Raw genomic sequence first — 24,098 nt, 5'->3', positions numbered from 1 at the left:
CCGGCGGTGGCGGGTTTTGATCAGGCTCGGGCGTGATATGAAAGTGCATCTGCATGCTCCGTCTCCGAAGAATCAAGGTCGGGGGGCAACCGGCTCCCCAAGTTCATCCAGCATCCGCGACAACGCCTCCAGGTCCACCGGCTTCACCAGATGCTGGTCAAAACCGGCTTCGGCGGTCCGCTGCCGGTCAGCTGGCTGGCTATAACCCGTCAACGCTACCAGCCGCACATGCTGCAACTCCGGTATGGCACGTAGCCGTTGCGCAATCTCGAAGCCATCCATGGCCGGCATCCCGATATCCAGCAAGATCACGTCGGGCTGCGCCTTGACCGCGCGCACGATGGCGGCCGGCCCGTCGATGGCGGTCACTACCGTGTGTCCCATCGCCTCCAGCGTGAGCGCCATGGCCTCCAGCGCATCGATGTTGTCGTCCACCACCATCACCGTGCGCGGCGTGCCCAGCGGGGAGCGTAGCTTGCCCACTTCGGGCTGCCAGCTCTGCCACGGCTGCGCGGGCAACTCCACCACAAAGGTGCAGCCCAGGCCCGCGCCCGCGCTCTGCGCGTATACAGCGCCGCCATGCAGCCTGACCAGCTTTTGCACCAGCGACAGCCCGATGCCCATGCCTTCCTGCCCGGTGGTGCCGCGGGGCTTGTCGCCGTGATGCGCGGTGGTTGGGTCGAAGATGGCTTGCAGCGCCTGTAGCGACAAGCCGGGGCCGTTGTCCCGCACCCGGACCGTGAGCAGCGTGCCATCGCTGGTGACTTCCAGCGAGAGCTGGCCGTCCGGCTGGGTGTAGCGCGCCGCGTTGTGCAGCAGGTTGCTGAAGATCTGCGTCAGCCGCACCAGGTCGCCGCGTACGGGCATTGGCCCCTCGGGCACGCTCAGCCGCAGCGAGTGGCCGCGCGAATCGATCAACGGGCGCACGGCTTCCACGGCGGTGCTCAGCGCGGTGCGCAGCTCGACCAGGTCGTCGCGCAGCACGATCCGGCCCTGGGTGAAGCGTGAAATATCGAGCAGGTCATCCACTAGGCGGGTCAGGTGATGCAGTTGGCGGGCGATGATGTCGCGCGCCTTGAAGGTGTCCTCTCGGCTCGGCGCGCAGCGCATCAGCAAGTCGGCGGCGCTGCGCATCGGTGCGAGCGGGTTGCGCAGTTCGTGGGCCAGCATGGCGAGGAAATCGTCCTTGCGGCGGTCCTCGTCCAGCAGCATGCGCTCGGCGCGCTTTTGCGGAGTGATGTCCTGGCAGATGCCAGCCACGCGATAGAACACGCCGGCCGTGTTGGAGACCGGGAATGCGCGCGCGCGGACCTCGCTGACTTCGCCATCGCCGCGCTCGAGCCGGAATTGCGCATCCATATGGCCGTCGCGCAGCATGGCATCGAATGCAGCCTCCATGCGCTCGCGGTCCTCGGCGTGCACGCTGGCGAGCCAGTTGCGCGGGTTGTGCTTGAGGTCTTCCACCGGGCGCCCCCAGAGCTTGGCAAACGACGGGCTCATGAACAGGAACTGGCTCTCGGCGGGGTCCAGGATCCACAGCGCATCGGAGAGATTCTCGGCCAGCTGGCGGAACAGTTCCTCGTTCTCGCGCAGCGCTTGCGACGACTGGCGGGAGGCCTCCTCGGCCTTGCGCATGCGCAGCAGGGCATTGATGCTCGACACCAGTTCTTCCGCATCCACGGGCTCGATCAGGTAGCTGTCGGCGCCGCCATCCAGGGCCTGAACCCGGTGGCGCGATTCGGTTAGCGCAGATGAAGTCTGCAGCACCAGCGTGCTGGCGGTCTCGGGATCGCTCTTGATCAGCCGGCACACCTCCAGCCCACTGATGTCGGGCAGCTTCACGTCCAGCAGCACCAGGTCCGGGGCATGCTGGCGCACCAGCGACAGCGCAGCCTGTCCGCTCGCTGCCTCCAGCACGGAGAAGCCCGCGCGCTGCAGGATGCGGCCCTTGACGTAGCGAGCCCCGTCGCTATCGTCCACGTTGAGGATCAGCGGGCGCCTGGCGTTGATGGGAGAGGGCAGGATGTTCATGGTGAACTCAGCGAAGTGGCTCCATATCCGCTCGTGCGTTGCGTGGGGCTAGCGCGGGGCGGAGCTTGTAAGAACTTCAAGGACGTCAAGTCCCCGATCGGTATTTTCTGCATGTAGCGTTTGCGCCACGATTCCCCCCTGATATGCCGAAGGCTGCGTTTCCCCTTGGCCGGCCACGGTTTGCGGGCGCGGCCCCGGAGCCGGCAGGCCTGGCTCGGGGCACCTGGAGGCCCGGATGGAGGAAATGGCGCAAAAGCCGTGCCCACGTGCAGGACCCGGCATGAGGAGGGTGCCGGGCGGCCCGGATTGCCAGGCGCCGCACGCGCGGCCATACTGAGCGGTCAGCAGTGTCCATGCCAGAACGATCCCGGAACGCTCTCCCCAGACATCGATGCGCCAAGATTCCCCCGGCTCGCCAGCCAGTCCCCCGCATGACCATGACCATGAACATGAGCACGGCGGCAGCACGCTCTCCGAGATGGACCTGCGCGTGCGCGCGCTGGAATCCCTGCTGGTGGAGAAGGGCTATGTCGACCCGGCCGCGCTGGATGTCCTGATCGAGACCTACGAGCAACACATCGGCCCACGCAACGGGGCGCGCGTGGTCGCCAAGGCCTGGTCCGATCCGGCCTACAAGGCGTGGCTGCTGGCGGACGCCACCGCGGCCATCGCCTCGCTCGGTTTTACCGGGCGCCAGGGCGAGCACATGATTGTGCTGGAGAACACGCCCGCCACCCACAACATGGTGGTCTGCACCCTGTGCTCCTGCTATCCCTGGCCGGTGCTGGGGCTGCCACCGGTCTGGTACAAGTCCGCGCCATACCGCGCGCGGGCGGTAATCGACCCGCGCGGCGTGCTGCGCGATTTTGGCTTTTCGCTGCCGCAGGCGGTGCAGATCCAGGTGTGGGACTCCACCGCCGAGCTGCGCTACCTGGTACTGCCCATGCGCCCGGCCGGCACCGAGGGCTGGAGCGAGCAAGCGCTGGCGGAACTGGTGACCCGTGACGCGATGATCGGCACGGGCCTGCTGCCGGATGTGACCACGCCGGCAACAGCAGGGGAGCCGCAATGAACGGTGGCCAGGACCTCGGCGGCATGCAGGGCTTCGGCCCGGTTCGCCCGGAACCCGGTGAGCCGATATTCCACGCTGGCTGGGAGCGCCGCATGCTCGCACTGACGCTCGCCATGGGTGCGCTCGGCAAATGGAATATCGACACCATGCGCGCGGCCCGCGAAAGCCTGCCGCCGGGGCAGTACCTTGGCAGCAGCTACTACCAGATCTGGTTCGAAGGCCTTAGAGCCATGCTGCTCAGGACCGGCATGGCCAGCGCGGAAGAAATCGCCAGCGGCGTATCCACCGCGCCGCCGCTGCCCCTCGCGCGCATCCTGAGCGCGGATCAGGTCGCCCCGGCCCTGGCGCGCGGCACGCCCAGCGCCCGGCCCGCGCCGGGCGCAGCCCGCTTCCAGGTGGGCGACCGGGTACGCACCCGCCAGATGCATCCCGCCGGCCACACCCGGCTGCCACGCTATTGCCGTGGACGGCAGGGCGAGATCGCGGCTTTGCACGGCGCCCATGTGTTCCCGGACGCCAGCGCCGCCGGGGCGGGCGACCAGCCACAGTGGCTCTACACGGTGCGCTTTGCCGCCACCGAGTTGTGGGGCCCCGACACCACCGCGGCCTCGGTCTGTGTGGATTGCTGGGAGTCCTACCTTGACCCGGCGGAGGTGGCCCATGGCTGATCCGGCGTCAACTTTGCCCTCGCCCGCAAGCCTGCTGGCCATGCGGGCAGCACTGCCGGCACTGCCTTGCGACAGCACCGGACCGGTGTTCCGTGAGCCGTGGGAAGCACAGGCCTTTGCGCTGGCGCTCGCCCTGCATGCGCGCGGCGCCTTTACCTGGACGGAATGGGCGGCCACCCTGTCCCAGGTCATCCGCGAAGCCCAGGCAGGCGGGGATCCCGACAACGGCGAGCATTACTACCGCTTCTGGCTGACCGCGCTGGAGCGGCTCGCGGCGGCCAAAGGCCTGGTCGACGCCAGCGCGCTGCTGAAGCGGCGCGACGCGTGGGACGCGGCGGCCCGGCGCACGCCCCACGGCCAGCCCATCGAGCTTGGCTAAGGCGCCAGGGGGCAGGTTTCAACGCAACGTTCAGGCCAAAGACATGCCGCCGGAGCGCGCCCGGCCACTTGCCCGCCAGCGATCCGGCCCCGCTCGTGCTACCGTAGCGGACTAGACGCTATCAAGCGCCCCGATGCCGCGCCGCCAAGGCCGGCGCAACACTCCGACTGACATGAACGACACAGAGATCCAGCTGATCGGCTCGGCCCGCTTGCCGACCCGTTTTGGCGAATTTACCGCCCACGCCTTCAAGGGTGCCGTTTCGGGCATCGAACACCTTGCGTTAAGCGTTGGCGACATCGCCGGCGAGGCTGTGCTGACCCGCCTGCACTCCGAATGCCTCACCGGCGACGTGTTCGGCTCGTGCCGTTGCGACTGCGGCGAGCAGCTCGACCTGGCCATGAAGAAGATCGCCGAGGAAGGCCGCGGCATCCTGTTGTACCTGCGCGGCCAGGAAGGGCGCGGGATTGGCCTGGGCCACAAGATCCGCGCCTACGCGCTGCAGGACGGCGGGCTCGACACCGTCGACGCCAACCTGGCGCTGGGCCAGGAAATCGATAGCCGCAACTACGCCTTTGCCGCCGACCTGCTGCATCAGTGGGGCGTCAAGTCGATCCGGCTGATGAGCAACAATCCCAAGAAGAAGCAGGCGCTGGAAGCCGCGGGCATCAAGGTGGTCGAGCAAATGCGCCATATCGTGCCGTCCAACGCCGAGAACGAAAAATACCTGGAGACCAAGCGCGAGCGCATGGGCCACCTGCTGGATTGACGCTGCGGGGCAAGCCAGCAGCGGATTCCGGTCTAAGCCGCGAAAAGCGCACAAAATCGAGAAAAGAACCGGGCTATCCGGCTACACTTTCGCATCGTTGCCACCATCAGCCCTAAGCCGGTTCTCAACATGCTTGCCCAGATTCAACGCAGTTGCGGTGAAAGCGCGATGCGCCTGCGCCGGGTGCTTGCCAGGGAAGTCCATCTCGATATCCGCCAGCCGGCCCAGGTCAAGCGCATCCGCCTGCTGGGGTGGCTCGCCTTTACGGGCTACCCGGCGTTCTACCTGATCTGGAAATTCTGGTTTCCCCAGCCTTACGAGAGCCTGGTCCTGCGGCTGGTGGCCATGGTCATGTGCCTGCCGCTGATCGTCTCGCGCGATCTGCGTGACAAAAAATGGCTTCCTGCGCATTTTTTGGCGACCCTGACGTACAGCCTGTCGTTTTTTTTCGTCTACATGTATTTGATGAATCACGGCAACCTGGTGTGGTCCCAGTCGCTCGTGATCGCCGTCATCATCCTCTTCAACTTCAGCGGCTGGCTGGGTGGCGCCACCTCCCTGCTGGTGGGCACCGCCCTGGCGTGGCTCGTCTACAACTACGTGACGCCACCGCCCGCCGCGATGCTGGAGGTGAACTGGCCGATGGAGCTGCCGATCATCGGTTTCACCATCTGTACCATTGCTGTGCTGAAGATCGACCAGCGCATCCTGATCCAGGAAAAGCTGGACGGCATGGCGATTGCACTGGGCACGGTGGCCCATGAGTTGCGCACGCCGATCCGCAGCATCGGCTCCACGGCGCTCGGCATGGGCCGGTACCTGCCGGGGCTGATCCGTTTCTATGAGGAAAACGAGACGCCGGAGAACTCGCTGCACCTGCCGCGAGCCCATTTTGGCCTGCTCAAGGATGCGCTGCCGCGGATCCAGCTGGAGGTTGACCGCATGAACCACGGCATCGACGTGCTGCTGGTCAATGCGCGCGTCAAGGCCCTGCACGGGCCCAGCGAGGTTTTCCTGCTCGGCCAGGCCGTGGAGGAAGCGATCTCCCGCTACCCCTTCGAAGCCAGCCAGCGGGAGCTGGTGCGCGTGGATCTGGAAGAGGATTTCCTGATCCACGCGGACCAGAAGCTGATGGTCATGGTGCTGTTCAACCTGATCAAGAACGCGCTGCACGCGCTGGCGCGGGCAGGGCACGGCGATATCCGGCTGCGGCTGGAGCGCGGCACCCGGCGCAACCGGCTGATCTTCCGCGACACCGGCACCGGCGTGCCGGAGCGCGAGCTGCCGTCCATCTTCAAGCGTTTCCACACCTACCCGCGCAACGAGGGCACCGGCATCGGCCTGGCCTTTTGCCGCGAGACGCTCGAGGCCTGGGACGGGCGCATCCATTGCAGCTCGGTCGAACATGAGTACACGGAGTTCGTCCTCGAGTTCCCGCTTGCCAAGCCGCGGCCGGAGGGCGACGGCGCGGCAAGAAGCTGAGCCGGCGTCAGGCCGTGCCGTGCAACGCTTCGAGGCTGGCTTGCAGCGTGCTCTGCATGGCCACCGGTGGGCGCGCCGCCGGCGCGCGCGGCTTGCGCTGCGTGGAACGCCAGCCGGCCAGGTTCACCTCATCGCGGATTTCCGCGCAGACCTGGATCAGGCGCTCGATTTCCACGGCGGTGAGGTGGGCATGCATGGTCAGCCGCATCAGCGCGCGGTCCCGCGCGGTGGCCGGCGCGCAGAACACGGCGCCAAAGATCCCGCGTGACTGCAAGGCATTGCGCAGCACCAGCGTCTGCTCCTCGGTGCCAGACTCCAGCGCGATGATCTGCTCGGATCCTGCCGAGACGTTGTAGCCCAGCCCGGACAGCGCTTCGCGCACCTGAGCCGATACCGCATGCAGCTGCCTGCGGCGATCGTTCGCCCCGACGATGAAATCCGCCGCGGCGTCGAACCAGGCCAGTTCATGGCTGAGCAGCCCTGAACTGAAAATAGCCGGGCGCGATTCCGCGGCGAAATACCCCTTGAACGACGACGGACACGTCACCAGCCCCGCGCGGCCGCCAAACGCCTTGGCCAGGCTGGCGGTCTGGAAGTGGACCCGCTTCGACAGTCCGAGCTGCGCCACCAGGCCCGCGCCGCCGGGGCCATGCGTGCCGAGCGAATGTGACTCGTCCACCACGATCACACTACCGGTACGCTCCGCCACCTCCACGAAATCGGTCAGCGGGCACAGGCTGCCGTTGGTGCTGTAGACGGAATCCACCACGATGATGCCGGGGCCCTCCTTGCGGATCTGGCGCTCGGCGTGCTCCGCATCGTTGTGCATGAAGGGCACGGCACGGGCGCGCGCCGCGTGGGCGCCTTCCCACAGCGACATATGCGCCAGCATGTCCAGGTAGACCGGCGTGCGCTCGTTGGCGATGCTCTGCAGCAGGCCCACATTGGCCACCCAGCCCGACTGGCAGAGGATGCTGTCCTCGGCGCCGCTGAACTGCGCCAGCTTGCGCTCCAGCCGGCTGGTGGGGTTGTCGCCGTACTGGAACACCGCCGACATCAGCAGCTCGCTCTCCGGCCCGCGCATGGCGGCCGTCTGCGCGCGCACCAGCTTGTCTTCGCCGAGCAGGCAAAGATAGTCGTTGCTGGAAAAATGCACGGCGTCGGGCCCGGGTTGGCGGCCATGCAGCAGGTGGCTGCCGCCCCAGCGCTTCTGTACGCGTTCCACCTCGTGGCCCGCCACCCGCGTAGTGACAAAATCCGGCCAGGCAGCCACTGCGGCGGCCTGGTGCGACGTACGGCTAGCTTGCAGGCAACCCGAATCCATATTGCTCATTACAACCCCCATGAAGTACTCCGACTAAAGAAAATGGCCGAAACGGCCGATAAAGGTCGAGGCAACACAGGTGCATCCCGCGTCCTTTGTTTGCAATATAGGTTCCGGGGCGGAATGCAGCCTGCTGCATGTCTGATGTTGCGCCGACAAGCTATTCTGACGCGTGTACGGGAATTCGCCTTGTTCCGTAGCAGACAAATGGCGCGGCGACGCCACGCCTAGATGCGGGCTAAGGCTTCGGCGGGCATGCCGGCAGGCGGCAATGCGGCGGCCAGCGGCGCGCCGGCGGCGCGCGGGCTGGCCATGCCTTGGCGCAAATATTCTGTGGGGGCGTGGCCCAGCACGCGGCGGAACATGGTCGAGAAGGCCGCCGGGCTGTCGTAGCCGAAATCCAGGGCAATGCGCGTGACGCCGTCGCCGGCGGTCAGCCGGGACAAAGCCAGGACCACGCAGGCGCGCTGGCGCCATGCCGAAAACGCCATGCCGGTCTGCTCGCGGAAAAACCGGCTGAAGGTCCGGCTGCTCATATGCAGCGCCAGGGCCCAGCGTTGCGGCGAATCATGGGTGTCGGGCTGCCGGAGAAAGGCTTGGCATAGCGGCGCGAGCCGCGCATCGCGCGGCAGCGGAATATGCAAGGGCAGCGCCGTCATGCCGGCGATCTCATGCAGCAGCAGGGCGACCAGCGCGCCGTCCCGGCCGTCGGGATCGTAGTGCGCCGGCATCTCCACCGCGCCAATCAGCAACTGCCGCATCAAGGCGGATATCCCCACCACCTGGCACGTATCGCCCGGCCCCGGCACGGCGCCGGGCTCGATATACAGGCTGCGCGTGCTGACGCCCAGCATCGTGACCTCATGCGCCATCCCCGGCGGAATCCAGACCGCGCGCTGCGGCGGAACGATCCAGTTGCCATCGTGCGTCGCCACATGCATCACACCCGTCGCGCCATAGAGCAGCTGCGCGCGGCGATGGGCGTGGCGCGGCAGCCGGTAGCCCTCGGGGTAGTCGGTGCCGATCGCAACCACGGGCCTGGGCACGTGGTCGTAGTCGTCGATGCGGACGTTGCGCATGGCAGGAAAGGGCGGCGGAAGGGTGGAATGGCCGAAACACAAATATTATTGACCAATCTTCGAAAGTTGGCCATGCCAACCGTACGTATCGTGGGCGGACCTGGAACCCACTCCGCCTTTGCGATGCTCTATCTCCTTTTTGTCCTGTTCGGCTGCCTGACTGGCTTGACCTCTGTCTTGTTCGGCTTCGGCGGCGGGTTTGTGGTGGTGCCTTTGCTTTACCGCGCATTGAGCACCGCCGATGCGCCTGGGCCAGGCCAGTCCGCCATGCAGATTGCCGTCGCGACCTCCACGGCGGTGATGATCCTGAGCGCCTCGCTCGCCACCCGCACGCATCGCCTGGCGGGCAACATCCAGTGGCCCTATGTGTGGCCGCTGGGGGGATTCATCGGGTTGGGCGCCATCGTGGGCGCCGGCGCCGCCACGCTGGCGAGCAGCGACGTGGTTCGCCTTGCCTTTGTGGCCTACCTTGGCGTCACGCTGCTGGATTGCCTTGCTCGGCGCGGATTTCTTGCGCGCGCCGGGCAGGACTCGCCGCGGCGGCTCGGGCAGGCGCAGACGGTGGCGGGCGGCCTGGCGATCGGTGCGGTCGCCACGTTCCTCGGCGTAGGGGGCAGCGTCATGACCGTGCCCCTGCTGCGCCGCCGTGGCCTGAGCATGGCGCAAGCCACGGCAATGGCGAACCCCTTGAGCCTGCCGGTTGCCGTGCCGGGCACCCTGGCCTATGTGGTCATGGCGTGGTACCAGCCAGTGGCGCTGGGCCGCGGTTATCTGGGGTACATCGACCTCGCCGCGTTCGGCCTGCTATCGATCGGCGCACTGGCCGGCATCCGCCTTGCCGCCCCGCTGGCCGGGCGCATCCCCGACCGCGTGCATGCGCGCGTCTATCTCGGGCTGCTGGCCCTGGTGATGGTCAGCATGATGTTCAAGTAAGCGCAAGCCTGAAGCCGAACGCGCAGAGGCGTCTGCGGTGTGGCAGCCAAGCCGGCTGCATGCCAGTTCACGCGTTGCCGCTGAAGCTGCCCCAGAGTACGGCGGTGGATCGCATCCTCGTAGAACAGCCAGGCTCGCTTCCGGCTGTCGGCCCATGCTTGCGCGCAGGCAGCGTGTGCCGGGAGATGGTCGCGGTGAAAGACCCCGGCGGGCGCGAGCACGGGCACATCCGGATGTGCCGACACGACCTCCGACACCGCAGGCTTGCTCCCTTGAAATTTGGGTGGCCAATTACTATTTTATTTTTGCTCAGGCAGTCGCGACCATTGCGCGCTGCGTGTTTCTGTTTGTTTGCCAGCAGCTTGGCAGGTGGATGGGAGCGCGTTGCCCCTTCGCCTCCTTGCTGCGTCGAAGGAGGATACGACCATGAGCGACCTTTTCTTTGGAACTGACGTCTTCAGCGAACTCGACCGCATGCAAAGGCAGATGGCGAGCTTGTTCGGCGGCTTCCCATCCAGCATCCGCTCCGGCCGCTTCGGGGCATTCCCCCCCGTCAATATCGGCGCCACGGACGATTCCATCGAGATCGTCGCGTTCGCGCCGGGGCTCAAGCCAGACAAGTTCGAGGTGTCGATCGACAAGGGCTTGCTGACCATCAGCGGCGAGCGCGAAACGGCGCAAGCGGAGGAGGATCCGGAGGTCCGGCTGTACGCGCAAGAGCGATTCACAGGCACGTTCCGGCGCGTCGTCGAATTGCCGCAGAGCGCCGACCCGGACAAGGTTCAGGCGCGCTATGCCAACGGCTGCCTGTCTATCAGTGTCGGTAAGCGCGAAGCCTCTAAGCCCCGGGCGATCACGGTCCAGTAACGCGAGGAGAATGCCATGAACGAAACTACCCAAATGGTTGAACGCGACCAGAATGCGGTGACAAAAGGTCAGGAGGACAGGTCGACGCCGACGATGACACTGCTTCCCGCGGTCGATATCGTCGAGAACAGCAACGGCGTCACCCTCTGGGCCGACCTTCCAGGCGTGACCAGGGACAAGCTCGAGGTGAATGTTCACGACGGCAACCTCCATATCGAGGCGGAAGCGGTCGTGCCCACCCCCCAAGGACTGCGGGTGCAACACGCGGAAATTCGCCAGCCGCACTTCGCACGCGCTTTCTCGCTGAGTGCGGACCTTGACGCGTCGAAGATCGAGGCGAACCTGCAGGACGGCGTGCTCAAGCTGACGATCCCGCGTCGCGACGAAGCGCGCCCACGCCGCATTGCAGTCAACGTGGCGTGAGTGGCCGTCGCCCGCCGGGTAGCGGTGGCATCCGCAAGGGCGCCACCGCAGTGCCCGCGGAAATTGGCTGGACATTCGGTGAGGACAAGATGAAAACAGATCTGGGTAAATGGAACCCCTTCAAGTTCCTACGCAAATCGACAGAGGACGGGCAGCCGGCGGGCGAGTCATCAAATGTTCCCGCGCCAAGGCACCGGACACCGGACTGGCCTGACGTTTCGCGGCTGTTTTCAAGCGACCCATGGCGTGCGATGGGCGAGCTTCTGCATGAACCCTTCGCGGGCTTCGGGGGACTGGATCGATGGTTCGGTGACTTCAGCTCATCGCGCTTCCAGCCACGGATCGACGTGGTCGATGATGGCACGGCGCTGAGGATTACGGCGGAGCTGCCCGGCATGGATCGCGAGGACCTGCAGACCACCATCGAAGATGGCGCCCTGGTGTTGCGCGGTGAGAAGAAGCAGGACATCCGGAGCGAGGAAAACGGCTGCTACCGGCTGGAGCGGGCATACGGCGCCTTCATGCGCAGCATTCCGCTGCCAGATGGCGTCGACCTTGATCACGTCGAGGCGAACTTCGACCGCGGTGTATTGACGCTGCGTCTGCCCAAGACCGGTTCGTCGCAATCTGCGGTGAGGAAGATCGAGGTGAAGTGAGCGGGAGATGCAAGCTGCGTCAAGGGCATAGACTCGCGTGAGCCTGCAGCGAATCCACGTGCGAAGCTGAGGTCTTGAAATCGCGGGACTGGCCTCTATTTTTCCCGGCAAAACACTTCGCGAGAAGGAGGCTTCGATGAAATTCGATTCCGAGTGGGTGACGCTAGGCAGGCATCGGGTGCGGCTCAAGTGCACGCGTGGCTTCCCTACCGAGCGGACGCGGCGCGTGGCGGAGTTGGTCACGATCGCGATCGACAACAACCTCAGCGCGCGGGCCCGGCTGGTGGAAGTCACGGCGCAAGGCGATGCTTACGTGATCAGCATCGGCACGACGTTCGAAAAGGACAGAGAGGCAGCGCCCCACCTGGAAGTGGCCCTTGCCACGATGTTCGGCCTGGCGCTCGATCAGGTCACGATTGACGTTGTCGTCGTCAGTCAAACAGAAGTGGATACGCATTTTGGCGTGTATGAGCGGATGCTGGCAGAGAAGCTCGGTGCCGTGCCGCCCATTCAGTGAAGCGCCAGAATTCGCTTCTGGGCCAGTGACGCTTGTGGCGCGAATCCAGGCATCGGCGTCATGGCAGCCAGGAAGATCCCGTTTCAGGAGTCCGTCGCCGCCGCATCGTGGCGGGTGTCAGCCTGCTGCCCAGTTGGTCAAGCAGGTTGCGGCCAAGACTTCCGACAAGGCCGCGTGGCGGTCTCCGGCCATGACAGCGGCGCGGGCTGCCTACCTTGTGCCGGACGGCACGCCCGGGTGCGGGACGGCTTCGCCGGCTACCTGCGCGCGCTGGCCGACGCGCCGGAGCCCGGCACTGCCTTCGCGCCCGCGATCGGCGCAGGATTGGCATCCCGCCCATAAGCCTTCTAAGATCAAGTCACACTCACCCGTCCAGGGACATGACCATGACCAATGCGAGCAAGCCAGCGGCGCCGACGCCTCACAAGGCGCCCGCACCATCCAAAGCCAAGCCGTCGCCTGCCAGCAAGGCTGACCAGGCGGAAGAAGAGCTCGACGAAGCCCTGAGGGAAACCTTTCCCGCGAGCGACCCGATTTCGGTGGACCACGGACGCGTCACCCGGCCTGCGAAGTAGCCGCTGCACCGGGCCGCCGCGCTAGACCAGTTGCCGCAACTGCGCGACGACGTTCATCAGTTGCCCGTGCGCCACGATCACGCCTGACTCGTCCTGCAGCGCCTGCTGGTAGCGGTCACGAAACGCCGGGTCGCTGTCGGGACCAAACAGTTTCTCGGTGGCCGCGGCCACCGCCTTGCAGGTTTCATCGTGATGCTCGGGCGCGTCCAGCTCTTCGTCGATCTCGATGATCAGCCGCGAGAGCGGGTCCAGCCAGCGGAAATAGGTCTCCTCGGTCACAACCTGCACGAACAGCCCGGCCGGGATCGGGCCATGCAGGCGTTCGTACTCGGTGCGATTCAGCGCGATCACTTCCTTGTGCACCTTCAGGAGCGCGGCTCGCAGGGCGCGCAGGCCGCTGCGGCGATCCTCCTGCTTGGCCAGGAATTGCTCGTGTGCCATAGCCGTTCTCCTTTTCTTGTTGGCTCGGTGGGGCTGCTTGTCAGTATAGGCAGGAGGGCGCGCCCGGCGGTGCGCGCGTGGCTTGGCAGCAACCCCTAGGGTTAGCGCTGGCTTGCCTTGCGGGATGCCTTGTTGGCATACATGGCCGCATCGGCCTCGGCCAGCAGCGCGGTGGTGCCATCGTGGCGCGCCGCATCGAACTGGACGGATCCGACGCTGAACGCGATGTCATAACCTCGCGCCGCCTGCTCGTTGATCGCATCCATGGCCGATTTCAGGCGTGCCAGCGTAGCCTGGCACAGCGCGGCATTGGAGCCGGTCAGCAGCGCCACGAACTCATCGCCGCCCAGGCGGCCGATCACATCGGAGTCACGCAGCGACTGGCGCAACTGCGCGGCAAAGACCGACAGGGCGCGGTCGCCCTCGGCATGGCCAAAGCGGTCGTTGATGCCTTTGAAATTATCCAGGTCGAAGAACAGCAGCGTGGCGGGCTTGTCCAGGCGCTTGCACACATTGAGCGCATGTTGCGCCAGCGCCGAGAAGCCGCGGCGATTGGACAACAGCGTCAGCTCGTCCATGGTGGCCAGTTGCAGTGCGGCCAACTCCTGCTCGGCCATGCGAGCCAGGTCGCGCAACAAGGCGCGGTCTTCCTCGCCGAACTCGCGAGGCTGCACGTCGATCAGGCACAGCGTACCCAGCTTGCTGCCGTTGGCCACCGACAATGGACAGCCCGCATAAAAGCGGATACCGGGCTCGTCCACCACCAGCGGGTTGTCGTGAAAGCGTTCGTCGAGCAGCGCGTCGGGCACCAGCAGGATGCCGTCATCGAGGATCGCGTGCCCGCAGAACGAGACCTCGCGAGGGGACTCGGTGGAAGACAAGCCAATGCAGGACTTGAACCACTGGCGGTTGGCGTCCACCAGGCTGACCAGCGCAATGGGTACGCCAAACAGGCGCCGCGCCAGCCGGGTCAGGCGGTCGAAGCGCTCCTCCGCCGAGGTATCGAGGATATTCAGGGCACGCAGCGTATCCAGCCGAAGCTGTTCGTTGGCGGGGATCGAAGGCGGCGTCATAGGGGTTCGGCGACTGGCAGGGGATGGTGTGCGACATCACGCTCTCGGGCTGCGATTGCACGCGCACCGCCTGTATATCGGCATACCCGGCGCATATTGTAGTGGCTTGCGGAATTCAAACAGGCAATCGAACAGGCAATCGAGCGATGTCCATGGCCTCAGCAGCGCAGCCGCGCCTGCTGATCGCGCAGGTTACGGTAGCGCCTGCGGTAGTCCTCCTGCTCCGGCAGCCGAGCCAGGCGGCGCGCACTGTAGTCGGACTCCAGCAGCCGCATCTGGTTGGCCAGCCAGTAACACTGGTTGAGCTCGGTGCGGGCGGCCTCGTTTTGCTCGCGCACCAGCCGCGCCTGGTATTCGCGCTCCTCCGCCTCGCGCTTTTTCAGGAACTGCTGGTTGGCCGCGTCGGTAGCCGGTTCGGGGCTGATACGAGAGAGATTGCCGCCCAGCGCCGCGCCCTGCCAGCCGGCCGGGCACGGGGAGTCGGTGTAGAGCGTTTTGTTGCCGCTTACGCATTTGCCGGCGTGGGCCGCACCCATGCAGCAGGCAAGCGCAAGCAGGACAAGCCAGTGCCGCATGGCAGTCTCCCGTTGGCACCGCCGGTAGCGGCCGCCGTAATTGTCGGTCTGGAATCTGGTGGTCGTGTGCACAACCCGGCCCATATTCTTGTCCGCCCCAGGGCGGCTTGTCCAGCGGTGACGACCGTTCTCCCGTGATCCTGGCGCCCTTGCATTCTCGGCAACAGAATCAGATTTGAGACGTTCTCCTTGCATCAAGGAGAACTACACGTGGAAGGCGGCATCTGTTGTTACGGCTCCGCATCCTCGTCCGGCACGCCGATCAGGTCAGCCGCCACCGAGCGGCGTGCATCCGCCGCCCGGAAATACCGTACCAGCGTCGCCACGCTGGTGTGCCCCGTCATGGCCATGGCCTCGGCCATCGGCACCTGGCGCGAAGCGGCCTCGGTCACGAAACCCGAGCGCAGCGAATGCGCCGAGAAATCTCCCTCCAGCCCGGCCGCCTCGCAACGCTGCCTGACGATCTTGCGCACGGCGGCGTCGGACAGCGCTTCGCCCACATGCCCGCCACGGCGCACGCGCCGGAAGATCGCGCCGTCGCCAATCCCCGCAGCCGCCAGCCAGGCCTCCAGCGCGGCGCCCGCCGCGCCGATCACCGGCTTGGCGTTGTCAGGCAGGTCGGCCCCGGCCTGGTTGGTCTTGGACCAGCCCAGTTGATAGACGAACTCGCCCGGGGCGAGGCGCCGCAGGTTGGCAACGGTGGCCCCCGCCACCTCGGAGCGCCGCCGGCCACCGCTGGACCAGGCGAACAGCAGCAGCGCACGGTTGCGCAAGCCGATCAGCGAATCGTCGCAGGTTTCCAGCAGACGGGATAACGGCTCACGCGTCAGCGCCGCCTTGCGCGCGGGACGCTCGCCGCGCTTGGCATAGGCCCGGCGCGTGCGCGCCACCAGTTCACGCGCGGCCGGGTCGGCGCAGGGGTTATCCAGGTTTTCCAGCCGATGCGCCTTGGCAATCACGGCCAGCCGGTGCATCAGGGTGGCTAACGCTGGCGGGCCTGTACGCGCCTTGAGGCCACGGGCGACCAGTGCCGCATCAATGGCCGGCGGCAGCTCACTGACCGGGCCCTGGGGCGTGGTCCGCGTGGCGTGGTCTACGACGAACTGGATGATGACCGCCGGCTGCAAGGGCAGGGCGATCGGCTGGCCATAGCGCAGCGCGAACCAACCAGCCCAATACCGTAAGGCGGAACGATAGCTGGCCACCGTGTTGGCGGATTCGCCCTCGCGGTACAGCGCTTCGGCGGCCTGGCGGCCCAGCGGGTCGAGTTCGGACGGGCGCAGCGGCGCGGGAAAATCGGCATGAGCGGGCTTCAGGATGGAGGAATCGGGGCGCTTTGGCGAGTTTTCGGCCTTGTCACCTGGGAGTAAGCTAGGTTCTTGAGAAATCATAATAAATATGATGTATGCTGTATTAAATTATACAACAACAAGCAATAAGGCACGATAACCATTCATTATCGTGCCTTATCGTTGGGACGCAATCCAACGCCGCCAAAAAACCTGCCCGGACCATGCAAAACGCCAATCTGCCCGCCACGCGCTCCCGTTCCATCACCCAGCAAGATGTCTGGCAAGCCGCCGATGCCTTGCTGCTGGCCGGCCAGCGCCCAACCATCGAACGGATCCGGCTGCATCTCGGGCGTGGCTCGCCAAACACCGTCAGCCCGCACCTGGACGCCTGGTTTGCCGGGCTCGGCGCGCGTTTGCAGGACCCGCAGGCGTTTGCGGCGCCAGCGAACCTGCCCGAGCCGGTGAACCAGGCCGCACGCTATCTCTGGGATGCGGCACAAGCCGAGGCCCGTGCCACCGTATCGGCGAGCTATGCCGCGCGGGAATCGGAACTGGCGCTGGCGAGGGCAGCCGTCGAGGCGGAGCAGGCCGCGCTGGCGCAGGAGCGCGCCATCCTGATGGCGAAACTGGACGCGGCCGACAACGCCCTGGCCGAACTGGCGCGCGCCCGGGACGAAGCCAGCGAACGCGCTGCCCGCGCCGAGGCGCAACTAGTGGCGCAGCAAACCGAGAACGACGCCATGCGCGCCGCACTGGGACGCGCGCAGGAAGAGAAAGACGCGCTGCTGCGCGATACCGCTAGCCAGCGTGCCGCTTGGGACAAGGAGCGCGAAACCATGGCGGATCGCTTTGGCGCCAATGAGCGGCGCATGGCGCTGGAACTGGACGGCGCGCGGGTGGCGCTGCGCGAAGGGCAGCGTCAGTTGGACAACGAGCGCAAGGCGGCCCAGCAAAAGCTGGCCGACGCGGCGCAAGCCGCGGGGCGCCACGCCGAGGAACTGGCAAAGCTGGGGAACGCCGTGGCTGTGCTGGATGAGCGGGTCCGGCAGCAGGATGGCTTGCTGGCCGAGTACCGGCAGCAATTGGAAAACAGGGGAGAGCCGGACGCGGATATTGCGCGGGCAGCACGCCCGCCGATCCGTAAGGCTCGCCCGATCAGGCCCGCCCGGCCACCGAGGTTCAAGGTGTAAAGAGGGCTATTCCTAAAGCCAGATCTAGCATTGACAGTGAAGCACAACCAGTTGAATTGATTGGATATTCCGAGGGGAGTTCCACACCGGAACACCTGGCACCTGACATCAGCACATGCCGGTAAGCTGCTGATTTACAAGCGTTCCCATGGCCCGGCTCCTTTAGCTCGCCCGCAGCAAGTGCTTCTGGATTTTCCCGCTCGTGGTCTTCGGCAGCGCATCGACGAAATGATACCGGCGCGGCCGCTTGTAGGCCGCCAGCCGGTCGCCATCCACCAGGAAGCCATCGAGCAATGCCGCGGTAGCTTGTGCCCCGGGCTTGACCACCACATAAGCGCCGACAACCTGTCCCCAGGTAGCATCCGCCTCGCCGATGACCGCCACTTCCAGCACGGCAGCGTGCTCGATCAGCGCATCCTCGACTTCCCGAGGATACACATTCTCGGCGCCCGAATTGATCATGTAGTCGATGCGATCGCGCACCCACAGGTAGCCGTCCTCGTCCAGGCTGCCGAGGTCGCCGGTGTGGTACCAGCCGTGGGCCAGGGCGCGCGCATTGGCATCCGGGCGGTTCAGGTAGCCGGCCATCATGCACGGGCCGCGCACCAGGATCTCGCCGACTTCGCCCGGGGCGCAAGGCTGGGCCGGATCGGTTGGGGCGTCGTCCTCGCGCAGCACCGCAACCACCAGGTCGTGATTGAGCGAGGGCAAGCCGGCCGAGCCGGCGCGGCTGAGCTGCTCATGCGGGTACAGCACGGACATGCAGGGCCCCATCTCGGTGGTGCCATACACCTGCACCAGGCCGGCGCCAACCACGCGGTCCCACTCGCGGATCAGGTGCGGCGCCATCGATGCGCCGCCGTACTCCACCAGCCGCAGCGACGACACATCGCGCGTGTGGGCGTCCGGGTGATTGAGCATCATGCCGACCATGGTTGGCGCGGCGAAGAAGTGCGTGACTTTCTCGGCCTCGACCAGTTGCCAGGCCTCGCCGGCATCGAAGCGCCGCTGCAGCACCTGCGTGGCGCCCAGCTGCAGGCGCGGCAGGAAGCTGGTGTGCAGCTCCGCCGTGTGGTTCAGCGGCGCAATCGACAAGCCCACGTCCTCGCGCGAGAGTGTCATGGCCTGATGCATCATCGCGTTGTGCGCGAGCTTGCTGCGGTGCGTGTGCAGCACGCCCTTGGGGCGGCCGGTGGTGCCGCTGGTGTACATCAGGATGCAGGGATCGTTCTCAATCACGGCGATGCCTGGCGCGTCATGCGGCTGGCCCGCGGCCAGCGTGGCCAGGTGGTGCGTGGCAAAGGCCGGTGCCGGCTCGGGGTCCGCGTAGATCCAGCGTGTCGTGCCCGGGGCCAGCTGGGCGGCTTTTTCCACCACGGCGCAGCCTTCCTGCTCGAACAACAGGGCGCTGGCCTTGCCATCCTCCAGGATAAAGGCCAGCTCCTGGGCAGCCAGCCGGTAGTTGATCGGATTGAAGATCGCGCCCACCCGGGCCGCCGCCAGCATGCTGAAAACAAACGCTGGCGTGTTGTAGAGGAAGGCCGCCACCACATCGCCATGGCCTACGCCGATCGACAGCAGCGCATGAGCGTGGCGGTTCACCTGCGCATCCAGCTCGGCATAGGTCCAGGTGCGGCGGCTCGGCCCCATGCCGGCGACCAGCGCGGTCTTGCGTGGCAGGTAGCGCGCGGGCCAGGAAAGGGTGTCGCCCAGGGTAAGGACGTGGCTCAAGGCAATGCTCCAACAGCGGGGGTGGGGGGCGCCGGCGGGCAAGGCAAGCCGGCGGAAGCGGTCGAACAAAAGCGGTCGAAAGAAAGCGGTCGAATATAAAGCCAGCGTCTCTTTTGGGGAAATAACGATTTGCACTTTGCATATATGGATCCGCCAGGGCGCCCGGCGCCGAAGCCAATTGACGCAAGACGCCATGCCCGCAACTCGCTATCGTGCCAGCAAGGCCGGCGAGCCACGACTCGCCGATGACAACGGCAATCGATGACCGAGGCGAAAGGGGAAGCGCGTCCATGAACAAGCAAAGTCGGCAGGGCAAGGAAAACGTGCGGATAGGCGGCGCCTCCGGTTTCTGGGGCGACAGCGCCATCGGCCCGGTCCAGCTGGTGGACAAGGGCGACATCGACTACCTGGTGTTCGACTACCTGGCTGAGCTCACCATGTCGCTGCTGGCGGCGGCACGGCTGAAGAACCCGGAAGCCGGCTACGCGCTGGATTTTGTCACCGGGGCCCTGCGCTCGGTGCTTAAGCCAGCCATGGAAAAGGGCATTCGCATCGTGAGCAATGCCGGCGGCGTGAATCCGCGGGCCTGCGCGGCGGCGGTGCGCAAGCTGGCCGAGGAGCTCGGCGTGACGGTGCGGGTGGCGGTGGTCGATGGCGACGACCTGTTGCCGCAGCTCGACGCGCTGCGCGAGGCAGGCACGCGCGACATGCAAAGCGGCGCCGCGATGCCGGCCCGCATCCTGACGGCCAACGCCTACCTGGGCGCCGTGCCGATCCGGGCCGCGCTGGATGCCGGCGCGGATATCGTGATCACCGGGCGCTGCGTGGATAGCGCGGTGACGCTGGGCGTGCTGATGCACGAGTTCAACTGGAGCCCCACCGACTACGACCTGCTCGCCGCGGGCAGCCTGGCGGGGCACATCATCGAGTGCGGCTGCCAGGCCACCGGCGGCCTGCATACCGACTGGGAGCAGGTGCCAGACTGGGCCAATATCGGCTACCCGGTGGTGACCTGCCGGGCGGATGGCACCTTCCTGGTCGGCAAGCCGCCAGGCACCGGCGGGCTGGTCAGCCCCGCCACCGTCGGCGAGCAGATGCTGTACGAGATAGGCGATCCAGCGGCCTACCTGCTGCCTGACGTGATCTGCGATTTCACGGGCGTCACGCTGCGCCAGGCCGGACCGGACCTGGTGGAAGTCCAGGGCGCCAAGGGCCGCCCGCCGACCGCCAGCTACAAGGTCTCGGCCACCTATGCCGACGGCTACCGCTGCTCGGCGCAACTGACCATTGTGGGCTTCGATGCCGTGCGCAAGGCACGCCGCAGCGGCGAAGCCTTCCTGGCGCGCACCCGCGGCATGCTGGCACGGGCCGGGCAGCCGGATTTCACCGAGACCCGGCTGGACGTGCTGGGCACCGCCGCGGCCTTTGGCCCGCATGTGCCGCAACCGGCCTTGTTCGAGGCGGTGATGTGGCTGGCGGTGACGCATCCGGACAAGCGCGCGCTGGAAATGTTCGCGCGCGAGATCGCGCCGGCAGGCACTTCATGGTCGCCCGGGACCACCGGGGTAGGCGGGCGGCCATCGGTCAGCATGGCCGTCAAGCAGTTTCCCTTCCTGGTGCCAAAAACGCGGGTCCAGCCCGCCGTGTGGCTTGACGAGCAGCCGGTGCCGCTGCCCGCGACCTTGGCCAGCGCAAGCGATACGCCAACCGGCGCGGTGCCGGCGGCCGAGCCAGCCCGCGCATCAACGCCTTGCGCGGCGGCCACAGAGCCCGCCGCAGACTGGGTCGATGTGCCGCTGATCCGGCTGGCGTACGGGCGTAGCGGCGACAAGGGCGACTTCTCCAATATCGGCATCATCGCGCGCGACGCCGCCTACCTGCCGCTGATCGCAGCGCAGCTGACGGAGGCCGCCGTGGCCGCGTTCCTTGCGCACAACGTCAAGGGCAGGGTGACGCGTTACTTCCTGCCCGGCATCGGCGCCTTCAACTTCCTGTGCGAGCAGGCGCTGGGCGGCGGCGGCATGGCGTCGCTGCGCAACGATCCGCTGGGCAAAGGGATGGGCCAGGTCCTGCTGGCCATGCCGGTGCGGGTGCCACCGGCGCTGGCGCGGGCACTGGGCGCCTGAGCCAGGCCGGATGGGCTCCATCCCGATGCCGACGGCATGCGGCATCGGGATAAACCCCCATCCGGCGGCTCTTGGGCCGCCTTCGCTGGCATCATGACGCAGGCGCGCAAGGCCACAGGGCGGCTGCCCGCGCGTTCTTGCCGAACCAGGCGCCAGCCGTCAGTCACATCAGCCACTTCGGCCACTTTAGCCACGCGCGGCGCCGCGAACAGTGAGACCCAGATGCAGCCAGTTTTGCCATGCACACCGGACGTCACGGGCCTGCCGTGCGGGCGCCCGAGCGGAAGCTTCATGTGGATCGACCCCGACCGCGTACTCTACGTTGGCCTGCTGGGCGCGCCGTCGGTGCGCTCCATCGGTGCCATGCTGCTTTATGTGGCGCTGGACGCGCCGTTTCGCCTGAGCGTGGCGGATGGCGAGTGGGAAACTGCCGAGATCGCCTTCGTGCCGCCCTACGTCGCGCACCGCATCGCTTCCGACAGCCGCAGCCTGTGCGGCTTCCTGATCGAGCCCGAGACCGTCGATATGTCCCGCTTGCCCCTGCCGCTGCGCGGTCCGGGCGGCGCGCTGGCGGCCCCGCGCATGGCGCAGCATGCGCGCGACCTGATCGCCCAGCTGCGCGGCATGCGGCGGCCAGAGCTGGGCGCCGGGCTGCTCGATGCGCTGTTGCTGGGCGAGCCGCTGGCGCCGCGCGCGCTCGATCCGCGCATCGCCGCGGCGGTGCGCCAGATCAAGGCCGAGCCGGGCGGGCGCAGCGCCGCCAGCGACCATGCGCGCGACGCCAACTTGTCGTTTTCCCGCTTCCTGCACCTGTTCAAGGAGGAGGTCGGCACGCCGTTCCGCACGTTCCGCACCTGGAAGCGCGCCCGCAGCCTGCTGCACTACGTCACCCAGGAGGCCAACCTGGCCGAGGTCGCGCTGGATACCGGCTATCCGGATTCCACGCACTTCAGCCACTCCATCCGCCGCGTGTACGGGCTCAAGCCGCGCGACATCTTCGCCGGCTCGCGCAAGCTCGCGCTACATGGCCTGCCGCCAATGACTGCCTATCGCCCCGCGTAGCTGGCCAGCCCGCGACCACTTTGCACAAGACCAGCGGCGCGCCGCGCGCCAGAATCGAAGCCATCGAACCTCTCCAGGCCTGCCGCCAACGGCAGCCAGATACGCCCCATGAAAGCAACCTGCCAGGACCTGCTGGACGAATACCGCGAGCTGGCCGCCCTTTGCGCCACGCTCACCCCCGCGCAATGGCGCGCGCCAAGCGCCTTCTATGACTGGAGCGCCTGGGACGAGATCGCCCACCTGTGCTACTTCGACCAGACCGCGCTGCAGGCTGCCACCGACCCGCAAGCCTTCCTGCGCGACGCGCAAGCGCTCAATGCGCTGATGGCGGGAGGCGGGCATATCAGCGCCGTGGCGCGCGATACCTACGGCCACCTGGACGGCCCTGCCTTGCTGGCGTACTGGCAGCCACTGTACGAGCAACTGGTGCGCACGCTGGCCGCGCTCGACCCCAAGGCCCGCCTGCCCTGGTACGGCCCACCCATGAGCGCCCGCAGCTTTGCCACCGCGCGGCTGATGGAGACCTGGGCCCATGGCCAGGACATCTGGGATACGGCAGGCCGGGCCCGCGCGCCCACCGCCCGCCTCAAGCACATCGCCCATATCGGCGCCACCACCTACGGCTGGACCTTCGTCAACCGCGGTGAGCCGGTGCCGGGGCCCGCGCCTTATATCGCGCTGAGCGCGCCCGATGGCAGCGAGTGGGCCTGGAACGAGCCGCAGCAGGACAACTACGTGCGCGGCAGCGCGGAAGATTTCTGCCTGCTGGTCACGCAGCGCCGGCATCTGGACGATACCCGCCTGCAATACAGCGCCGGGCCGGCCCGCCAATGGCTGGCGCAAGCCCAGTGCTTCGCCGGGCCGCCCGCTACCGGGCCGGCTGCCGGCACGCGCGTGTTGCGCACGGCTTCGGCAGGGTGAACGGCACCGCAGCGCCCGTTCAGGCCGTGCACGGCGAGCCGCTGGTGCCGGCGCTTGCCGCCGGGATCGACGCAGCGCTGCGCCAGCTCAGCGCTGACGCTGGCGAAACCTGCCTCTCCGAGCACGCCTTCGCCAACCTGTACCTGTTCCGGCAAGCGCACGCCTACCGCTATGTCGGCGGCGGCTATCCGCATATCAGCGGCGTGACCTATGACGGCGCGCGCCACGTGCTGCCGCTGTTCGCGCTGGAAACCGCGCCGGTTGACGTGCTGCGGGCGCTGCTGCGCGAGCACGCCTGCTTCTATCCGCTGTCCACGGCCCAGGTCGCGCGGCTCGACCCCGCCATCTTCACCTGGACGGCATCGCGCGCCGACGCCGACTACCTCTATCCCGCCGCCAACTTCACCGCCTATCGCGGCACGACGCTCGCCAAGAAGCGCAACCTGATGAAGCAACTGCTGGCCACGCATGCCGTCACCGCGCGCGCCTATCACCCGGGGCTGGCGGACCAGGCCCTGGCCGTGCATGAAGGCTGGATGCAAGCCAAGCACAAGGCGCACGGCGAAGCCGACGACACCCCCTGCGGTGAGGCCCTCCAGCACGCCGATCGCCTTGGCCTGGAAGGCTTCCTGTACGAGATAGCAGGGCAGCCCGTGGGTTTCGTGCTGGCGCAGGAGATCCGCCCAACGGTCTTCGCCATGCGCTTCGCCAAAGGCCTGGCGGACTGCAAGGGCATCTACCAGTACATGTTCCACCACTTCTGCACGGCGTACCCACGCCCGGTAGCGTGGCTGAATTTCGAACAGGACATGGGCCTGGACAACTTCCGTCAGACCAAGCTCTCCTATGCGCCGAGCGCGTTGCTGCCGAAGTTCAGGGTGCAATTGCGGGTGGATTGACGTCCTTCCGACA

24 protein-coding genes are annotated in these 24,098 nt (G+C 66.8%); 16 read left to right on the top strand and 8 right to left on the bottom strand.

The window, feature by feature from the left end:
* Positions 1 to 72 precede the first annotated feature (72 nt).
* Positions 73 to 2,031, bottom strand: a complete 1,959-nt coding sequence (locus F7R26_RS28325) for a hybrid sensor histidine kinase/response regulator (protein ID WP_150984524.1) — start codon at positions 2,029 to 2,031, stop codon at positions 73 to 75.
* Between the two features lie 391 nt (positions 2,032 to 2,422).
* On the opposite strand from F7R26_RS28325, the gene nthA reads away from it, so the two are divergent.
* The 5 genes from nthA (at position 2,423) to F7R26_RS28300 (ending at position 6,401) form a co-directional block, all read left to right on the top strand.
* The gene (gene nthA, locus F7R26_RS28320; protein ID WP_150984525.1) at positions 2,423 to 3,103 is read left to right on the top strand and encodes a nitrile hydratase subunit alpha; all 681 of its coding nucleotides are present in this window, start codon (positions 2,423 to 2,425) and stop codon (positions 3,101 to 3,103) included.
* Positions 3,100 to 3,771, top strand: coding sequence for a nitrile hydratase subunit beta (gene nthB, locus F7R26_RS28315; RefSeq protein WP_150984526.1), 672 nt, complete (start codon positions 3,100 to 3,102; stop codon positions 3,769 to 3,771). Before nthA ends, nthB begins: the two co-directional genes overlap by 4 nt.
* Positions 3,764 to 4,150 (top strand): nitrile hydratase accessory protein, encoded by a 387-nt coding sequence (locus F7R26_RS28310; RefSeq protein ID WP_416351341.1) that lies wholly within the window; start codon positions 3,764 to 3,766, stop codon positions 4,148 to 4,150. Before nthB ends, F7R26_RS28310 begins: the two co-directional genes overlap by 8 nt.
* 172 nt (positions 4,151 to 4,322) lie before the next feature.
* A complete protein-coding gene (ribA, locus tag F7R26_RS28305) occupies positions 4,323 to 4,919 on the top strand; it encodes a GTP cyclohydrolase II (RefSeq protein WP_150984527.1) in 597 nt (198 codons plus the stop codon).
* 129 nt (positions 4,920 to 5,048) lie between these two features.
* Positions 5,049 to 6,401 carry a sensor histidine kinase gene (locus F7R26_RS28300; RefSeq protein ID WP_150984528.1) on the top strand — a complete coding sequence of 451 codons (1,353 nt, stop codon included), beginning with the start codon at positions 5,049 to 5,051 and terminating at the stop codon, positions 6,399 to 6,401.
* A gap of 7 nt (positions 6,402 to 6,408) precedes the next feature.
* On the opposite strand, the gene cqsA is transcribed toward F7R26_RS28300, so the two are convergent.
* Both cqsA and F7R26_RS28290 read right to left on the bottom strand, forming a co-directional pair.
* On the bottom strand, positions 6,409 to 7,734 hold the full coding sequence (gene cqsA, locus F7R26_RS28295; protein ID WP_338404712.1) for an alpha-hydroxyketone-type quorum-sensing autoinducer synthase: 1,326 nt from the start codon (positions 7,732 to 7,734) through the stop codon (positions 6,409 to 6,411).
* Positions 7,735 to 7,952: 218 nt separating this feature from the next.
* Positions 7,953 to 8,804, bottom strand: coding sequence for an AraC family transcriptional regulator (locus F7R26_RS28290; protein ID WP_150984529.1), 852 nt, complete (start codon positions 8,802 to 8,804; stop codon positions 7,953 to 7,955).
* Positions 8,805 to 8,927: 123 nt separating this feature from the next.
* Between F7R26_RS28290 and F7R26_RS28285 the strand changes: the two genes are divergently transcribed.
* From F7R26_RS28285 to F7R26_RS28260, 6 genes are all read left to right on the top strand, one after another.
* Complete coding sequence (locus F7R26_RS28285) at positions 8,928 to 9,737, top strand: sulfite exporter TauE/SafE family protein (protein WP_150984680.1); 810 nt, start codon at positions 8,928 to 8,930, stop codon at positions 9,735 to 9,737.
* A 426-nt stretch (positions 9,738 to 10,163) separates the two neighbouring features.
* Positions 10,164 to 10,604 (top strand): Hsp20/alpha crystallin family protein, encoded by a 441-nt coding sequence (locus F7R26_RS28280; RefSeq protein ID WP_150984530.1) that lies wholly within the window; start codon positions 10,164 to 10,166, stop codon positions 10,602 to 10,604.
* 15 nt (positions 10,605 to 10,619) lie between these two features.
* Positions 10,620 to 11,027 carry an Hsp20/alpha crystallin family protein gene (locus tag F7R26_RS28275; RefSeq protein WP_150984531.1) on the top strand — a complete coding sequence of 136 codons (408 nt, stop codon included), beginning with the start codon at positions 10,620 to 10,622 and terminating at the stop codon, positions 11,025 to 11,027.
* 89 nt (positions 11,028 to 11,116) lie between these two features.
* Positions 11,117 to 11,683, top strand: coding sequence for an Hsp20/alpha crystallin family protein (locus tag F7R26_RS28270; RefSeq protein WP_150984532.1), 567 nt, complete (start codon positions 11,117 to 11,119; stop codon positions 11,681 to 11,683).
* A gap of 136 nt (positions 11,684 to 11,819) precedes the next feature.
* The gene (locus F7R26_RS28265; protein WP_150984533.1) at positions 11,820 to 12,200 is read left to right on the top strand and encodes a hypothetical protein; all 381 of its coding nucleotides are present in this window, start codon (positions 11,820 to 11,822) and stop codon (positions 12,198 to 12,200) included.
* Between the two features lie 386 nt (positions 12,201 to 12,586).
* The gene (locus F7R26_RS28260; RefSeq protein ID WP_150984681.1) at positions 12,587 to 12,775 is read left to right on the top strand and encodes a hypothetical protein; all 189 of its coding nucleotides are present in this window, start codon (positions 12,587 to 12,589) and stop codon (positions 12,773 to 12,775) included.
* A gap of 21 nt (positions 12,776 to 12,796) precedes the next feature.
* On the opposite strand, the gene F7R26_RS28255 is transcribed toward F7R26_RS28260, so the two are convergent.
* The 4 genes from F7R26_RS28255 to F7R26_RS28240 form a co-directional block, all read right to left on the bottom strand.
* Positions 12,797 to 13,216 (bottom strand): hypothetical protein, encoded by a 420-nt coding sequence (locus tag F7R26_RS28255; RefSeq protein WP_150984534.1) that lies wholly within the window; start codon positions 13,214 to 13,216, stop codon positions 12,797 to 12,799.
* Between the two features lie 101 nt (positions 13,217 to 13,317).
* On the bottom strand, positions 13,318 to 14,289 hold the full coding sequence (locus F7R26_RS28250) for a GGDEF domain-containing protein (RefSeq protein ID WP_150984535.1): 972 nt from the start codon (positions 14,287 to 14,289) through the stop codon (positions 13,318 to 13,320).
* Positions 14,290 to 14,447: 158 nt separating this feature from the next.
* Entirely contained in the window at positions 14,448 to 14,864 is a 417-nt protein-coding gene (locus tag F7R26_RS28245) for a hypothetical protein (protein ID WP_150984536.1), read from the bottom strand.
* A gap of 230 nt (positions 14,865 to 15,094) precedes the next feature.
* Positions 15,095 to 16,255, bottom strand: coding sequence for a tyrosine-type recombinase/integrase (locus F7R26_RS28240; RefSeq protein ID WP_241754559.1), 1,161 nt, complete (start codon positions 16,253 to 16,255; stop codon positions 15,095 to 15,097).
* A 122-nt stretch (positions 16,256 to 16,377) separates the two neighbouring features.
* Between F7R26_RS28240 and F7R26_RS28235 the strand changes: the two genes are divergently transcribed.
* Positions 16,378 to 17,346 carry a DNA-binding protein gene (locus F7R26_RS28235; RefSeq protein WP_241754558.1) on the top strand — a complete coding sequence of 323 codons (969 nt, stop codon included), beginning with the start codon at positions 16,378 to 16,380 and terminating at the stop codon, positions 17,344 to 17,346.
* 162 nt (positions 17,347 to 17,508) lie between these two features.
* Here the strand turns inward: F7R26_RS28235 and F7R26_RS28230 are convergent, their stop codons facing one another.
* Positions 17,509 to 19,077 (bottom strand): fatty acid--CoA ligase, encoded by a 1,569-nt coding sequence (locus tag F7R26_RS28230; RefSeq protein ID WP_150984537.1) that lies wholly within the window; start codon positions 19,075 to 19,077, stop codon positions 17,509 to 17,511.
* A 290-nt stretch (positions 19,078 to 19,367) separates the two neighbouring features.
* On the opposite strand from F7R26_RS28230, the gene F7R26_RS28225 reads away from it, so the two are divergent.
* The 4 genes from F7R26_RS28225 to F7R26_RS28210 all read left to right on the top strand — a co-directional run bounded on the left by F7R26_RS28225 (position 19,368) and on the right by F7R26_RS28210 (position 24,085).
* Positions 19,368 to 21,203, top strand: a complete 1,836-nt coding sequence (locus tag F7R26_RS28225; protein ID WP_150984538.1) for an acyclic terpene utilization AtuA family protein — start codon at positions 19,368 to 19,370, stop codon at positions 21,201 to 21,203.
* A 291-nt stretch (positions 21,204 to 21,494) separates the two neighbouring features.
* The gene (locus tag F7R26_RS28220) at positions 21,495 to 22,265 is read left to right on the top strand and encodes an AraC family transcriptional regulator (RefSeq protein ID WP_170301767.1); all 771 of its coding nucleotides are present in this window, start codon (positions 21,495 to 21,497) and stop codon (positions 22,263 to 22,265) included.
* A gap of 108 nt (positions 22,266 to 22,373) precedes the next feature.
* Entirely contained in the window at positions 22,374 to 23,186 is an 813-nt protein-coding gene (locus tag F7R26_RS28215) for a TIGR03084 family metal-binding protein (RefSeq protein ID WP_150984539.1), read from the top strand.
* Complete coding sequence (locus F7R26_RS28210) at positions 23,183 to 24,085, top strand: phosphatidylglycerol lysyltransferase domain-containing protein (RefSeq protein ID WP_170301768.1); 903 nt, start codon at positions 23,183 to 23,185, stop codon at positions 24,083 to 24,085. The genes F7R26_RS28215 and F7R26_RS28210 overlap by 4 nt, the downstream gene beginning before the upstream one ends.
* The last annotated feature ends 13 nt before the right edge of the window (positions 24,086 to 24,098 follow it).

It is taken from the genome of Cupriavidus basilensis (genome assembly GCF_008801925.2).
GTDB lineage: Bacteria > Pseudomonadota > Gammaproteobacteria > Burkholderiales > Burkholderiaceae > Cupriavidus > Cupriavidus basilensis.
The sequence above is the reverse complement of the archived record's forward strand: the minus strand, read 5'-3'. Positions and strand labels throughout refer to the sequence as shown.

What these genes read in the sequence shown, in the direction of transcription:
- F7R26_RS28325 (WP_150984524.1), bottom strand. Translation starts at nt 2,031, where the DNA reads ATGAACATCCTGCCCTCTCCCATCAACGCCAGGCGCCCGCTGATCCTC.
- nthA (WP_150984525.1), top strand. Translation starts at nt 2,423, where the DNA reads ATGCGCCAAGATTCCCCCGGCTCGCCAGCCAGTCCCCCGCATGACCAT.
- nthB (WP_150984526.1), top strand. Translation starts at nt 3,100, where the DNA reads ATGAACGGTGGCCAGGACCTCGGCGGCATGCAGGGCTTCGGCCCGGTT.
- F7R26_RS28310 (WP_416351341.1), top strand. Translation starts at nt 3,764, where the DNA reads ATGGCTGATCCGGCGTCAACTTTGCCCTCGCCCGCAAGCCTGCTGGCC.
- ribA (WP_150984527.1), top strand. Translation starts at nt 4,323, where the DNA reads ATGAACGACACAGAGATCCAGCTGATCGGCTCGGCCCGCTTGCCGACC.
- F7R26_RS28300 (WP_150984528.1), top strand. Translation starts at nt 5,049, where the DNA reads ATGCTTGCCCAGATTCAACGCAGTTGCGGTGAAAGCGCGATGCGCCTG.
- cqsA (WP_338404712.1), bottom strand. Translation starts at nt 7,734, where the DNA reads ATGAGCAATATGGATTCGGGTTGCCTGCAAGCTAGCCGTACGTCGCAC.
- F7R26_RS28290 (WP_150984529.1), bottom strand. Translation starts at nt 8,804, where the DNA reads ATGCGCAACGTCCGCATCGACGACTACGACCACGTGCCCAGGCCCGTG.
- F7R26_RS28285 (WP_150984680.1), top strand. Translation starts at nt 8,928, where the DNA reads ATGCTCTATCTCCTTTTTGTCCTGTTCGGCTGCCTGACTGGCTTGACC.
- F7R26_RS28280 (WP_150984530.1), top strand. Translation starts at nt 10,164, where the DNA reads ATGAGCGACCTTTTCTTTGGAACTGACGTCTTCAGCGAACTCGACCGC.
- F7R26_RS28275 (WP_150984531.1), top strand. Translation starts at nt 10,620, where the DNA reads ATGAACGAAACTACCCAAATGGTTGAACGCGACCAGAATGCGGTGACA.
- F7R26_RS28270 (WP_150984532.1), top strand. Translation starts at nt 11,117, where the DNA reads ATGAAAACAGATCTGGGTAAATGGAACCCCTTCAAGTTCCTACGCAAA.
- F7R26_RS28265 (WP_150984533.1), top strand. Translation starts at nt 11,820, where the DNA reads ATGAAATTCGATTCCGAGTGGGTGACGCTAGGCAGGCATCGGGTGCGG.
- F7R26_RS28260 (WP_150984681.1), top strand. Translation starts at nt 12,587, where the DNA reads ATGACCAATGCGAGCAAGCCAGCGGCGCCGACGCCTCACAAGGCGCCC.
- F7R26_RS28255 (WP_150984534.1), bottom strand. Translation starts at nt 13,216, where the DNA reads ATGGCACACGAGCAATTCCTGGCCAAGCAGGAGGATCGCCGCAGCGGC.
- F7R26_RS28250 (WP_150984535.1), bottom strand. Translation starts at nt 14,289, where the DNA reads ATGACGCCGCCTTCGATCCCCGCCAACGAACAGCTTCGGCTGGATACG.
- F7R26_RS28245 (WP_150984536.1), bottom strand. Translation starts at nt 14,864, where the DNA reads ATGCGGCACTGGCTTGTCCTGCTTGCGCTTGCCTGCTGCATGGGTGCG.
- F7R26_RS28240 (WP_241754559.1), bottom strand. Translation starts at nt 16,255, where the DNA reads ATGATTTCTCAAGAACCTAGCTTACTCCCAGGTGACAAGGCCGAAAAC.
- F7R26_RS28235 (WP_241754558.1), top strand. Translation starts at nt 16,378, where the DNA reads ATGCAAAACGCCAATCTGCCCGCCACGCGCTCCCGTTCCATCACCCAG.
- F7R26_RS28225 (WP_150984538.1), top strand. Translation starts at nt 19,368, where the DNA reads ATGAACAAGCAAAGTCGGCAGGGCAAGGAAAACGTGCGGATAGGCGGC.
- F7R26_RS28220 (WP_170301767.1), top strand. Translation starts at nt 21,495, where the DNA reads ATGTGGATCGACCCCGACCGCGTACTCTACGTTGGCCTGCTGGGCGCG.
- F7R26_RS28215 (WP_150984539.1), top strand. Translation starts at nt 22,374, where the DNA reads ATGAAAGCAACCTGCCAGGACCTGCTGGACGAATACCGCGAGCTGGCC.